The following is a 12,907-nucleotide window of genomic DNA, read 5'->3' on the forward strand; positions in this document are numbered from 1 at the left end:
CTCGCTAGACCAGACCTAGCACCGCGAGTCGTACGTCCAGACCCCGCGAGTCGTACGTCCAGGACCCCCGAATTCAGCGTTCAGAACGACGAACTCCACGTTCGCACACACCGAAGTGTGCGTGAACGTGGAGTTCGGGGGTCCTGAACGTACGACACAGGGGTCCTGAACGTACGACTCGCGGGGTCTGAGCGTACGACTCGCGGGGGTCAGATGCGGCAGGTGTCCAGGGAGCTCACCAGGATGGCGCGGGCGCCCACGCGCCACAGTTCGTCCATGATGAACGGGGCGTCGTCGCGCGGGACCAGCGAGCGCACTGCGACCCAGCCCTCGCGGGCCAGCGGCGAGACGGTGGGCGACTCGATGCCGGGCACCAGCTTGAACGCCTCCTCCTGCGCCTCCGCCGGGCAGTCGAAGTCGAGGATCACGTAGCGGCGGGCGATGAGGACGCCCTGGAGCCGCCGGTGCAGGATCTCGACCGCGCGCACCGAGCCCGGCGTGTCGGCGACGGTGTCGCCCTGGACCAGCACCGCCTCCGACTTGAGGATCGGCGAGCCGAACGTCTCCAGGCCCGAGGTCTTCAGCGTGATGCCGGTCTCCACCACGTCGGCGATCGCGTCGGCCACGCCCAGCTCCACGGCCGTCTCGACCGCGCCGTCCAGCCGCACCAGGTGCGCCTTCACGCCCAGGTCGTCCAGGTGCTGCTCGACCAGGTTCGGGTAGCTGGTCGCGATCCGCTTGCCCGCCAGGCCCGCCGCGTCGTCGATGGTGCCGGGCTTGGACGCGAAGTAGAACTTCGCCCGCCCGAAGCCCAGCGGCAGGATTTCCTTCGCGGACACCGTCGAATCCAGCAGCAGGTCGCGGCCGGTGATGCCGACGTCCAACGACCCCTCCCCCACGTACACCGCGATGTCCCGGGGCCGCAGGAAAAAGAACTGCACATCATTTGCCGGGTCCGCCACGATCAGCTCACGGCCGGACCTGTTCACCCGGTAGCCCGCTTCCGCCAGCATTTGCGCCGCGGGAGCACTCAACGAACCCTTGTTGGGCAGGGCGAAGCGAAGAGGAGCCATGGGGCGCAGTCTCCCACACCGGGCACCGCATCCCCGTCCCGGGCACACCCCTCCGTCCCACGGGGTGGAAACCACCCGGTGTCGTGGCCTGATCACCCGTTCGCGGCTCCCACCAGGTGAGCGAGGCCGCGCGAACGCCTTTCCGCACCGGTCCGCCCGATTCACCGGGTGCGCCCCGAAAAGCGACGAAACACGACAGGACGACCAACCGGAAATGTCCGTTCCCATTATCACGTGAGCCGCGCAAGGGTATTCCACTACCCTGGCGGGATCACCTGGACGGGAGGTTGCCCGTGCGTCGACCCGTGGTGCTCCTCGCCTGCTCGGCGTTCACGCTCATCGGTCTCGGCACCGGCGCGGGCGGTGTGCTGCTGGTCGAACAGCTCCGCGATTACGGCGTGGACCGCGCCACCATCGGCCTCACCTTCTTCACCGGTTCCGCCGGTTTCGTGGTCGCCGGCGCCACCGCGGGCGCGCTGGTCCAGCGGTTCGGCTACCGCGCCGCGCTCGTCGCCGGCAGCGCGCTCTACACCCTCACCGCCCTGGTCACGGCCGCGCGCCCCGCGTTCGCGGTGCTGGTCCTGATCCAGCTGGCCGTCGGCTGCGCCACGGGCCTGCTGGAGTCGGTCCTCAACGCCCAGCTCGCCGCCCTGCCCGGGGCCACCTCGCTGCTCAACCGCCTGCACGCGTTCTTCGGCGTCGGCGCCCTGCTGGGTCCCGTCCTGGCCACCCGGGTCCTGGCGCACGCGCCGTGGCCCGCGGTCTGGTTGGTGCTCGGCCTGGTCAGCGTGCCGCTGGTGCTGGGCTTCCTGGTGGCGAACCCCCGGTCGCCGACGCCGCGCGCGCCCCGGGAACGCACCCCGGGCGGCCTGGCCAGGACCGCGCTGCGGCGGCGCGGGGTGCTGTCGGCAGCCGTCCTGCTGACCGTCTACGTGGGACTGGAGCTCGGCGTCGGCACCTGGGCGTTCAGCCACCTGGTCGACGCGCGCGGCCTGCCCGACCAGCTCGCCGGCTACGCGGTCGGCGGCTACTGGCTGGGGCTGACCCTGGGCCGCTTCCTGATCAGCCCGCTGGCCGCGCGCGTGGGGCTGACCGACACCGGCCTGATGACCGCCTGCCTGGCCGGTGTCGCCGCCGCCTCGGCCGCCTGGTCGCTGCCCGGCGCGGCGGTGGTCGGCCTGGTGCTGCTGGGTTTCTTCCTCGGCCCGGTGTTCCCGACCACGATGGCGCTCGTGCCGCGACTGGCCGGCGACCGGCTCGCGCCCGCCGCCATCGGCGTGGTGAACGCCGGGTCGGTGGTGGGCGGCGCGGCCCTGCCCTGGCTGGCCGGCGCGCTCGCCCAGGGCCTGGGCGCGTGGGCGCTCGCGCCGTTCGCCGCGGCGCTGGCCGTGCTGCAACTGGCCGTCTGGTGGCCGCTGGCGGCCCGCGCCCGTTAGCGCAAGTCGCGGGGAGGGCACGAGCCACCCCGGGCACGGGCCGTCACCGCCACCTCACCGCTCGGCCAGCAGCCGGTCGAACGGCACGAAGTCCACCTCGGGCCCGGCCGCCGCCGGACGTCCGGCCAGCAGGTCGGCCAGCTCGCCGCCGGCCCGCTCGACCCGGGCCGGCAGCCCCTCCGCGCCCCAGTCCGACGAGGCCGCGTACACCCCGGTCGGCACGACGACCGCCCGCAGGTAGGCGAACAGCGGCCGGAGGGCGTGGTCCAGCACCAGGGAGTGCCGCTCGGTCCCGCCGGTCGCCCCGAGCAGCACCGGCTTCCCGACCAACGACCCCGGCTCCAGCACGTCCACGAAGGACTTGAACAGCCCGCTGTAGGACGCGTTGAACGTCGGCGTCACCGCGATCAGCCCGTCCGCGCCGACGACGTCCTCCACCGCCGCGCGCAGCCTCGGCCCCGGGAACCCGGTGACGAGGTTGTCGGCCACGTCCCGGGCCAGGTCGCGGAGGTGCACCGTGCGCACCTCCGCCCCCGGCAGCCGGGCCGACACCACGCCGGCGAGCCGACCGGCCAGCAGTTCGCTGGACGACGGCGAGCCGAGGCCCGCGTGCACGACCGCCAGCGTCGTCATCGCGCGTCCGCCTTCCCGGAGCGGGCCCCGACCAGCGAGGCGTGGGTGGGCGCGTCCGGCACGTCGGCGGGCCGGCCGATCGCGAACTCGCGGCGCAGCGTCGGCACGATCTCGCCCAGCAGGTCCAGCTGCTCCAGCACCGTCTTCAGCGGCAGCCCGGCGTGGTCCATCAGGAACAGCTGCCGCTGGTAGTCGCCGAAGTGCTCGCGGAAGGTCAGGGTCTTCTCGACGACCTCCTGCGGGCTGCCGACGGTCAGCGGCGTCTGCTCGGTGAACTCCTCCAGCGACGGCCCGTGCCCGTACACCGGCGCGTTGTCGAAGTACGGCCGGAACTCGCGCACCGCGTCCTGGGAGTTGCGGCGCATGAACACCTGACCGCCCAGGCCGACGATCGCCTGGTGCGCGCCGCCGTGCCCGTGGTGCTCGTAGCGCTCCCGGTAGAACGCGATCAGCCGCTGGAAGTGCTCCTTGGGCCAGAAGATGTGGTTGGCGAAGAAGCCGTCGCCGTAGTAGGCGGCCTGCTCGGCGATCTGCGGGCTGCGGATCGACCCGTGCCAGACGAACGGCGGCACGTCGTCGAGCGGGCGCGGCGTCGAGGTGAACGACTGGAGCGGCGTGCGGTGCTTGCCCTGCCAGTCCACGACGTCCTCCCGCCACAGCCGGTGCAGCAGCGCGTAGTTCTCGATGGCGAGGTCGATGCCGTCGCGGATGTCCTTGCCGAACCAGGGGTAGACGGGCGCGGTGTTGCCGCGGCCCATCATCAGGTCCACCCGGCCGTCGGCCAGGTGCTGGAGCATCGCGTAGTCCTCGGCGATCTTCACCGGGTCGTTGGTGGTGATCAGGGTGGTGGCGGTGGACAGGACCAGCCGCTCGGTGCGGGCCGCGATCCAGCCGAGCATGGTGGTCGGCGAGGACGGCACGAACGGGCGGTTGTGGTGCTCGCCGGTCGCGAACACGTCGAGACCGACCTCCTCGGCCTTCAGCGCGATCGTGACCATCGCCTTGATGCGCTCGGCCTCGGTCGGCGTCCGCCCCGTGGTGGGGTCGGGCGTCACGTCGCCGACGGTGAAGACACCGAACTGCATGACCACTCCTCAAGTAGTTGCACTTTCAACTAACTTGCTCAACCGTACCCGAGCCCGCGCTATTCCGTGCTTGCCGGGTGGCGCGGCCCACGCCAAGGTGGGAGGCCAACGCGACAACCGGGGGAGGCTGCGGTGGACGAGCTCGTCCGGCGGGCCGCCGCGATCGTGCCGGTGCTGCACGCCCGCGCCGCCTGGGGCGACCGGCACCGCCGCCTGCACGACGAGGCGCTGGAGGCCATGGCCGACGCGGGCGTGTTCCGCCTGCGCGCCCCCGCCGGGCACGGCGGCCACGAGGCCGACCTGGGCGCGGTGCTGCGGGTGGTCGCCGAACTGGCCCGCGGCGACGGGTCCGCGGCGTGGACGGCGGCGGTGTGGGCGGTCTCCACGTGGGTGGCCGGTCGGTTCCCCGAGCACGTGCGGCAGGAGGTCTTCGCCAAGCCGGACGCGCGGATCACCGGCATCCTCAGCCCGACCGCCACCGCCGCGCCCGTGCCCGGCGGCGTGCTGGTCAACGGGCGGTGGGCGTTCACCACGGGCGCGCCGCAGTGCGACTGGGCCACCAACGCCGCGCTGCTGGCCCCGCACCGGGAGCCGGTGGTGCTGGCGCTGCCGGTGGCCGACCTGGAGGTGGTGGACGACTGGCACACCACCGGCCTGCGCGCCACGGGCGGCGTCACCACGCTGGCCAGGGACGTGTTCGTGCCCGCCGACCGCGTCCTGCCGCTGTCGCCGCTGCTGGAGGGCGACCCGGCCGCGGCGCGGGCGCTGTTCCGCGCCCCGTACACGCCGGCCGCGTGCGCGACGGTCAGCGGCCCGGCGATCGGCCTGGTCCGCGCGGCGCTGCGGCTCGCGACCGACGGCCCGCGCACCCGGGAGGCGACCGTGCTCGCCGACGACTCGGAGCTGCACGCGAACCGCGCCGCCTCGGTGGTCGACGCGAAGGTGCTCACCGGGAGCACGTGGACGCCCCGGGAGCGGGCGTGGGTGCGGCAGGACCTGGTCGAGGCGTGCCTGCGGGCCAAGGACGCGGTCGACGTGCTGGAGGGCGAGGACCCGGTGCTGCACCGGGTCCGGCGGGACGTGCACGCGCTGAGCCTGCACGCCGTGCTGCACCCCAACGCCAACCTGGAGCGGTACGCGCAGGTCTTCACCGGACAGCCGGGCGGCGGCTGACGTCCGACCTCCGACGTCCGGCGGCCGACGGCTGACGACTGACGACTGACGGCTGACGTCCCGCGGCCGACGTCCGGGTGGGCGAATTCCACGCCCCGGCCACTATCTGAACATGGCATTCATTATCATATCCGGGTGACGATCACCCGCGAAGCGCCGACGCGCGACTTCAACCGCTACCTCACCGCCCGACTGCTGTCCGTCGCGGGCAGCCTGGTGTCCGTCGTCGCCCTGCCCGTGCTCGTCTACCGGCTGACCGGCTCGGCCGGCTGGACCTCGGCGGTGGCGATGGCCGAAGCCCTCCCCTACCTGCTGTTCGGCCTGGTCGCGGGCGCGTGGGCGGACCGGGTCGACCGCAAGCGGCTCATGGTCGGCCTCGACCTGGCCACGGCGGGCGCGCTGCTGACCGTACCGGTGGCGTGGTGGCTGGACGCGCTCACCGCGCCGCACGTGGTCGCGGTGGCGTTCGCCGCGCAGACCGCGTTCGTGTTCTTCGACGCGGCCAACTTCGGCGCGCTGCCGTCGCTGGTGGGCAAGCAGGCGCTGACCGACGCCTACGCCAAGCTCTACGGCCGCACCACGCTGGCGGAGCTCGCGGTGCCGCCGCTGGCGGGCCTGCTGGTGGCGGTGACCGCGCCCGCCGGGCTGATCGCGGTGCACGCGGTGGCCGCCGTGGGCTCGGCGGCGCTGGTCCGCGCGATCACCGGCGCGCTGTCCGCGCCCCGGGAGCACCGCCCGCCGCTGGTCCGCGACATCGGGGTGGGCCTGCGGTTCCTGTGGGGGCAGCCGATCGTGCGCACGTTGACGCTGGTGGGCGCCACGCACTCGGCCGCGGCCGGGGCGTGGGTGGCGGTGCTGGTGCCGTGGGCGGACCGGGTGCTGGGGGTGGCGCCGAGCGGTGACGTGCGGCTGGCCGTGCTGTTCAGCTGCTGGGGGTTGGGCGCGCTGGGCGCGTCGAAGCTGGTGCCGGTGCTGTCGCGGCGGTGGGGCGGGGCGCGGTTGGCGCTGGGCGCGTTGCCGGTGTCGCTGCTGTGCGCGGTGTCGGCGCTGCTGAGCACGCACTGGCTGGCGGCGGCCGGCGCGGCGGTGGCGTGGGGTACGGCGCACTCGACGGTGGTGCTCAACGCCATCACCTACCGGCAGCAGGTGTGCCCGGCGGAGTTGCAGTCGCGGGTGAACACGACCGCGCGGATGCTGTCGTGGGGGGTCGGTCAGCCGCTGGGGGCGGCGCTGGCGGGTGGGGTGGCGGTGGCGGGTGGACCGCGGGCCGGGCTGGCGGCGGGGGCGGCGGTGCTGGCGGTGGGGGTGGCGCTGGCGTGGGTGACGCCGACGCTGCGCCGGGCGGCGGGCTAGTCGAAGTGGAGGAAGAGGTCCGCGAAGGTGTCGCTCGACGGGGGCATCGGCACGTTCTCGCTCAAGAGCCGGGCGCGCACCTCGTTCCACTGCGGGAGCAGCTGTGGGCCGAGCCGCCTCTCGGCCCGGTCCACGATGACGTGCAGTGCCGGTCCCAGGCTCCCGTAGAAGGCGCGGTTCTGCCACCGGGGCTCCGCCAAGAGGATCTCCGGGTACAGGTGGGCAACCGTCAGCACGGTTCTGATGTCGACCCCGAAGGGAGCCGGGTACTCGGTCAGGCTCTTGACCGCCCGGAGGATGAATTCCTTGCCCAAGGTCCTCCCGCGAATCCTCAACAACAGCGACAGCGCCCTACCCACCTCCTGGAGGTCCTCGGTGGAGGTGTTCCCGGGCGGGTCCACGACCAACGACGTCGACACCTTCCGCGGCGACATCAGGACGGGCACGATCCAGGTCAGCATGTGGTCGGTCCAACCCGAGCCCCGTTCGAGGAAGATGCGCTTGTCGACCAGCGCCGTGCCACGCTGGACCCGTGCGGCGTGCACCGGGTCGGCGCCGATCCTGGCCAGCCAGCACTCGTCCACCCCCGCTTTTCCGGAAGGCACGGCCGGTCGCGTCGGCCTCAAGGTCGTCCCGTCGGTGTTGAGCGAGAACAGCAGGGCCTGCCAGCTGTCGGGGTCGAGGCCGGAGCGCCACAGGAACAACGTGGACCGCCAGTTCCCCAGCGCCTCCTGGTCGTCGCCGAACGGGCCGACCAGGTCGAGACCGGTGACCGGGTCCCCGCACCAGGTCGCCAGGGTGGTCAGGTTCGCCGAGTACACCGCCGCCTGCCGAACGAAGTCCAGCGGCGTCGGCCGGTAACCGTCGTACTGGGTGGAGCGCCGCCGCCTCCGGTACGAGCGGAGGAGTTCTCCCAGAGCGTGCCGGATGTTCCGCCGCTCCTGCGCCGGTGCTGATGTGAAGATCTCCGCCGCGAACTCGACGATCGAGGGCGGGCTGCCCAGACCTGGTGGGAGAGCAGGGCGAACAGCACCTCGTCGTCCAGCGGACGATCGCGGTGGCGGCCACCGTACGCCGCACTGGACAGGGCGGTTCGTACAGCGCCGAGGTCGACCGGCCGGCATCGAGCTTCGGCGACCCGGGGTAGGCCGCGTAGAGCGCAAGCATGAGCAGCAGCAGCGGCTGACGGAGTTCGTCGAGGCCGTCCAGCAGCACCACCAGCACGGTGTCCGCGCTGTCGTCGGTGACCTCGTGCCACCTCACCCGGTTGTTGGTGGCCGCGTCCAGGGCCTGCTGGACCTGGTCGATGATCGGCGCACCGGCGGCGACGTTGCGCAGCGGGACCCGCACCACGGTGTACTCCCCGGGAGGCAGCCGGGCCGCGAGCACCTTGGTGAGGATCGACTTGCCCGCGCCGGGGTGGCCGAGGACCAGCATCGGGGCCCGGGTGGCGTCGGCGGAGGTCAGGTGGGCGGCGAGCATCGCCTCCAGGTCCTGCCGCACCTCGCGCTCCGACCACCGGTTCTCGTCGGCGGGTCGCGCTTCCCGGTCGTGCGCCGCGATCCGGTAGTGCGGGGTGAGGAACGCGCGCTCGGTGGTGGGGAACGTGATGTCGGTGTCGTACCGCTCGGCGTCGTTGGGCACGATCGGCTTGCCGAGCACGCCCGTGTTCGCCCGGTGCAGCCCTTCTCGGTGGCGGCCGACGTCCGTGCGACCGGGCACCAGGGCGAGCAGGGCCGTGATCCGCGACAGAGCCCGGCCGTGGACGTCCAGCGCGGCCCGCAGGTCCGCGTCGAGGACGCCGACGCGGTGCCGCGTGGCGGCGTGCTCCCCCAGCTCGGCCCAGAACGCGAACTCCGGAGCCTTCTCGGCCAACCGCAGGTAGTGCGACTCGTAGCGGACGACGGCCCGGTGGGCCACGTCCCGGTGGGGCAGCAGGGAGACCTTCTCCCCGGCAACCAGCCCGCCGATGAAGTCGTGCACCCTCCGGGTCATCCCGATCAGCCAGTCGCCGACGCGCGGCAGGTTCTCCCGGAAGCCGTGCGTGGCGGACGGCGCGGGGACCTCCGAGCGGTACAGGGCGTCGCAGTGGTCCCGCACGTCGCGCTCGCCGGTGGTGAGGGCGCCCGAAAAGGTCAGGGCCGGCTTGCGGTGCACCCGGAAAACCCTAGCCCACCACGAACAACACCAGCGGCACCTCGCCGACCATCCCCCGCACCACCTCGTCGTCGAACCCGGCCACCGCGCAGCACCTCAGCTCCAGCGCCGTCCCCACCAGGTACAGGTTCTGCACCGCGATCCCCGCGTCCAGCAGCACCGTGCGGTGGTGGCGCGCCCCGTACTTGGCCAGCCCCGGCCCCATCCGCCCGCTCAGCACGACCACGGTGCGGGCGCGCGAGGCGAACTCCGGCTGCGCGAACACCCCGTCCAGCCCGACCGGTCCCACCTCCTCCAGCGCGTGCGGCTCGCGGTGGTACTCGCGCAGCACGCCGTCCACCACCACGTGCACCCGCAGCGACGGCAGGCCACCCGCGGTCGGGTTGGTGCCCAGCACGTGCGGCGGGACGCGCCGCTGCACGCCCACCGCGTAGCGCAGCAGCGTGCTCAGCACCTCGAGCCCCAACGGCCGGTAGGTGTAGCGGGACCGGCGGGTCAGCAAGACCTGCCCCAACGACACGGCCAGGTCCGGCGCGGGGTCCGGCAGCGGGATCACAGGAACGGCGGCGGGTCGAGGACCAGGGTCGAGGTGTCGCCCCAGCGGGGCAGGCCGAGGTAGCGGAACGCGCCGGGGGCGTTGGGCACCAGGCCGGTGGCGCAGACGCGCACCACGCTCAACCCGGCCTCGGCCACGTCCGGCGTGGTCAGGTCGACGGTGGCGACGCGCTGCCCGGCCAGGCCCGCGCGCAGGTCCGCCAGGTCGCCGCGGCGCTCCGGCGAGACCACCCGGGACGGCCTGGTGAAGCGGTGCAGCAGCTCGGCCTGCACGCGCGGGTCGAGCCACACCTGCACCTGCGCGCCCAGGTCCCGCACGCGCGAGTACCGCTCCCCCGCCGCGTCCCGGTACGAGCGGTCGGGGCGGTGGTCCAGGTACAGGCCCTCGGCCAGGACGCCGGCGGCGATGGCCTGGAACACCCAGCCGTCGGGTTCCAGCAGCCCCTGGGTGAACACCCACGTGTGCACGGCCTCCAGCACCGCCTTCGTGCACGCCTCCACCGGGTCGAACCGGGCCGCGCCGCCGCCCGCGACGATCCCGGTGGCCGGGTCGACCACGACCGCGGCCACGCACGACACGGGGTGCTCGGTGGGCAGCTCCACCAGGTGGACCTCCAGCGGGCACCCGGCCAGTTCGGCGGCTAGGCCGGGCACGTCCTCGACCGCGATGCCGGCGGTCGGCGCGCCGAGGTGCCACCAGCGCTCCAGGGCGTCGCGCTCGACCAGCTCCAGCAGGGCGCGGGTGAACGCGTCCTCGGCGCTGACGCCCGTGGCGATGCCCGCGTAGTTGAGGTGGTGCAGGCGGGGTTCGCGGCGGCGCGCGCCGGAGTGGTAGTTCAGGTAGGCCCAGGAGGCGGGCAGCAGGCACGGCTCGCCGTCCTCCTCGCCCTCCGCCCAGGCGATCGGCACGTCGTCGGTGAAGGGCCGGTAGGGGAAGCCGGGCTGCTCGTGCTGCCAGGCGGCGAAGAACGGCAGGTCGTCGGGGCCGAAGTGGCGGACGCCCGCGGCGCGCAGCTCGCCGGCGGTCGCGGTGCGCAGGCCGGGCGGGACGCGGTTGCCGCAGTAGCGCTCCACCGCCTCGCCGACCGCCGCGGCGCGGGCCGCGTCCACGTCGCCGAACGTGGTGCCCAGGCTGACCCGGTCGGCGGGCCACGTGCCGAGCCGGCGGGCGTCGGCGACCTCGGCGGTGACGGCCCGGTAGCGGCGCGGCACCCCGGGCACCGGCGCGACGTCGACGAGCCTGCGCACGATCCCGGTCAGCGGGTCCACCAGCAGCGGCGCGGTCACGATGCGATCTCCTCGGGTAGGGCGGTGGCGGGCACGGCGTCCGCGCCCCGTGGGTGCCAGGGCAGGTCGGCGGTCGCCGCGCGGACCTCGCGCCGGCTGGGCCGCAGCGCGGTGGCGCGCACGGGGTCCTCGCCGGTGTGCGGGTTGCGGGCGTGGCGGGGCCAGTGGTGGCCCGCGACCTCCAGGCGCAGCGGCCCGGTGACCGCGAGGCCGACCGGCGGCAGGTCGAGGGTGACGGTGCGGGGCACGCCGGGTTCGTGCGCCACGCGGTGCACGGCGTGCGCCTCGTGGACCCCGTCGTGGGACAGCCGCACCACCCAGTCGGCGTCCGGGACGTCCGCGACCGCGTCCAGGGTGACGGTGGCGCGGCCGCGCAGCTCGCCGGGCGGCAGGTCGGCGGTCAGCAGCGCGCACCGGGGGTCGACCACCCGGGCGCCGGGCGCCGCGGAGCGGAACGGGTCGTCGGGGTCGGCGCGGAACTCCCCGCGCACGACGCGCAGCGGGACCCGTCGGCCGGCCGGGGTGTGGCGGCGCCACCCGTCCGCGAAGAGGAAAGCCTTGTCACCGCCCAGGTTCTCCAGCGCGCGGGCCCAGGCGACGTAGAGCGCGCCGACGCGGCGGCCCGCGAGCGCGGCGCCGGGCGCGGGCGCGTCCAGCTCGTGGCCCCAGGGCCCGAGGACCAGCCGGGTGGGGCCGCCCCAGCACCGCGCGAGCTCCTCGGTGTCGGCGGCGAACGGGTCGCGCAGCCCGCCGACGGCCAGCAGCGGCATGGTCAGGCCGGGCAGCGCGTCCCACAGCCCGGCGGTGCGCCGGGGCGCGGACCACAGCTCGTCCCACCCGTCCACGGCGTCGACCACGGGGGTGTGCCGGAGGTCGTGGTGCCGCGCCGGGGAGACGTGCTCGCCCCACCAGCCGACCCGGCACGCGAGCCGCGCCGCGCCGCCCGGTTCGCGGGCGGTCTCGCCCAGGCCGAGCGCGGGCACGGCGGCCAGCACCCCGGCGACGTGCGCGGGCCGGGCGGCGGCGGCCACGACCGCGCAGTGGGCGGCGTAGGAGGCGCCGGCGGTGATGACCCGGTCGTAGCCCAGGCCCACCAGGTGGTCCACGACGGCCGCGCCGTCCTCGGCCTCGTGCCGGTAGGGGTGGAACGCGCCGGGCGAACCGTGCCTGCCGCGCACGTCGCCGACCGCGCAGTGGAAGCCGCGCCGCGCCCACGCGTCGGCCTCGGGCAGGTGGTGGTGGCGGCCGTAGGGGGTGCGGATGAGCACCACCGGGCCGGGTCGGTCGGCCGTGACGAGGGTGTGCGCGAGCCCCGCCACGGTCAGCTCACGGCGCACTGTCGGGCACGGGCAGCACCGGGTGGTCGGCGATCGCGCCGGTGTCGAGGTCGAGCACGCGCAGCCGCCGGTCGGCCGGGATGCCGGCCGGGGTCAGCGGGCCGCCGGCGCCGGTCGCGCCGGCGAGCCGGCGGGTCAGGTCCTTCACCGCGAGGGCGGCGACCAGCCGGCGCTCGACCGCGTCGGGCGCCTCGTCGCCGGTGACGGCCCGGGTGCCCGCCCAGTAGGCGCGCAGGTGCCCGTGCCCGGAGCCGGCCGCGGCGAGCCGGCGCAGCCGGACGTCGCGGTGGGACACGCCGAGGGGTTCGAGCAGCACGTGCCTGCCCTCGCGGCTGACGCGCTGCCAGGCGATGCCGTGCCCGGCGAGCACGTCCAGCTCCAGCCAGTGCTCCGGCGCGGGGCCGTCGTGCCACGCGCACAGCGCGGCGGGCGCGAGGGCCAGCACGGCGGCCGGGTCGGGCGGCACCACGACCACCTCCGCCCCGGCCAGGTCCAGCGCGCGGACCAGTTCGTCGTCGGGGCCGCCGGCGGTGTCGAGCACCGCGACCACGCGCCGGTTCCCGGGCCAGGTGGCGCGGCGGCCCAGGTGCCCGGCGCGGGCGAACGCCGCGAGCTCGGGCGGGGCGGGCGCGTCGCCGGTCAGCGCCGCCCGGACCGCCTCGACGGTCTCGTCCGGCAGGGCGACGGCGAACAGCTCGCCGGTCGCGTCCCGCAGCACCGCGCCGGAGGGCCCGGTGAACAGCGCCGTGCCCGGCTTGAGGGTTTCCACGCGTCCGCCTCCTGGGTCGAGGGCCCGGGGCCGCCCGAACGGGCGGCCC

12 protein-coding genes are annotated in these 12,907 nt (G+C 74.8%); 3 read left to right on the forward strand and 9 right to left on the reverse strand.

Annotation, left to right across the window (positions count from 1 at the left end; genetic code table 11):
• Positions 1-209: 209 nt before the first annotated feature.
• Positions 210-1,073 carry an ATP phosphoribosyltransferase gene (gene hisG, locus Q5530_RS00680; protein WP_380637171.1) on the reverse strand — a complete coding sequence of 288 codons (864 nt, stop codon included), beginning with the start codon at positions 1,071-1,073 and terminating at the stop codon, positions 210-212.
• A 293-nt stretch (positions 1,074-1,366) separates the two neighbouring features.
• Here hisG and Q5530_RS00685 point away from each other — a divergent pair, with 293 nt between their 5' ends.
• Positions 1,367-2,509, forward strand: a complete 1,143-nt coding sequence (locus Q5530_RS00685; protein ID WP_415359956.1) for an MFS transporter — start codon at positions 1,367-1,369, stop codon at positions 2,507-2,509.
• A gap of 54 nt (positions 2,510-2,563) precedes the next feature.
• Here the strand turns inward: Q5530_RS00685 and Q5530_RS00690 are convergent, their stop codons facing one another.
• A complete protein-coding gene (locus tag Q5530_RS00690; RefSeq protein WP_415359957.1) occupies positions 2,564-3,142 on the reverse strand; it encodes an FMN reductase in 579 nt (192 codons plus the stop codon).
• On the reverse strand, positions 3,139-4,227 hold the full coding sequence (locus Q5530_RS00695; RefSeq protein WP_415359958.1) for an LLM class flavin-dependent oxidoreductase: 1,089 nt from the start codon (positions 4,225-4,227) through the stop codon (positions 3,139-3,141). Before Q5530_RS00695 ends, Q5530_RS00690 begins: the two co-directional genes overlap by 4 nt.
• 132 nt (positions 4,228-4,359) lie before the next feature.
• Between Q5530_RS00695 and Q5530_RS00700 the strand changes: the two genes are divergently transcribed.
• Together Q5530_RS00700 and Q5530_RS00705 are read left to right on the forward strand one after the other, a co-directional pair.
• The gene (locus Q5530_RS00700) at positions 4,360-5,400 is read left to right on the forward strand and encodes an acyl-CoA dehydrogenase family protein (protein ID WP_415359959.1); all 1,041 of its coding nucleotides are present in this window, start codon (positions 4,360-4,362) and stop codon (positions 5,398-5,400) included.
• Positions 5,401-5,535: 135 nt separating this feature from the next.
• Positions 5,536-6,753 carry an MFS transporter gene (locus tag Q5530_RS00705; protein WP_415359961.1) on the forward strand — a complete coding sequence of 406 codons (1,218 nt, stop codon included), beginning with the start codon at positions 5,536-5,538 and terminating at the stop codon, positions 6,751-6,753.
• Here Q5530_RS00705 and Q5530_RS00710 read toward each other — a convergent pair.
• Genes Q5530_RS00710 through Q5530_RS00735 form a run of 6 tightly spaced genes read right to left on the reverse strand, consistent with a single transcriptional unit; the run spans position 6,750 to position 12,858 of the window.
• Complete coding sequence (locus Q5530_RS00710; RefSeq protein WP_415359963.1) at positions 6,750-7,160, reverse strand: hypothetical protein; 411 nt, start codon at positions 7,158-7,160, stop codon at positions 6,750-6,752. The two genes, Q5530_RS00705 and Q5530_RS00710, sit on opposite strands and share 4 nt — an antisense overlap.
• The gene (locus Q5530_RS00715) at positions 7,105-8,910 is read right to left on the reverse strand and encodes a hypothetical protein (protein ID WP_415359965.1); all 1,806 of its coding nucleotides are present in this window, start codon (positions 8,908-8,910) and stop codon (positions 7,105-7,107) included. Before Q5530_RS00715 ends, Q5530_RS00710 begins: the two co-directional genes overlap by 56 nt.
• A gap of 10 nt (positions 8,911-8,920) precedes the next feature.
• Positions 8,921-9,466 (reverse strand): SagB/ThcOx family dehydrogenase, encoded by a 546-nt coding sequence (locus Q5530_RS00720; protein WP_415359967.1) that lies wholly within the window; start codon positions 9,464-9,466, stop codon positions 8,921-8,923.
• On the reverse strand, positions 9,463-10,752 hold the full coding sequence (locus Q5530_RS00725) for a YcaO-like family protein (RefSeq protein ID WP_415359969.1): 1,290 nt from the start codon (positions 10,750-10,752) through the stop codon (positions 9,463-9,465). The genes Q5530_RS00720 and Q5530_RS00725 overlap by 4 nt, the downstream gene beginning before the upstream one ends.
• Positions 10,749-12,089: a CocE/NonD family hydrolase gene (locus Q5530_RS00730; RefSeq protein ID WP_415359970.1), complete on the reverse strand. Its 1,341-nt coding sequence runs from the start codon at positions 12,087-12,089 to the stop codon at positions 10,749-10,751. Before Q5530_RS00730 ends, Q5530_RS00725 begins: the two co-directional genes overlap by 4 nt.
• Positions 12,079-12,858, reverse strand: coding sequence for a hypothetical protein (locus tag Q5530_RS00735; protein ID WP_415359972.1), 780 nt, complete (start codon positions 12,856-12,858; stop codon positions 12,079-12,081). The genes Q5530_RS00730 and Q5530_RS00735 overlap by 11 nt, the downstream gene beginning before the upstream one ends.
• Positions 12,859-12,907 lie beyond the last annotated feature (49 nt).

The organism is Saccharothrix sp. BKS2 (genome assembly GCF_047689505.1).
GTDB lineage: Bacteria > Actinomycetota > Actinomycetes > Mycobacteriales > Pseudonocardiaceae > Actinosynnema > Actinosynnema lopnurensis.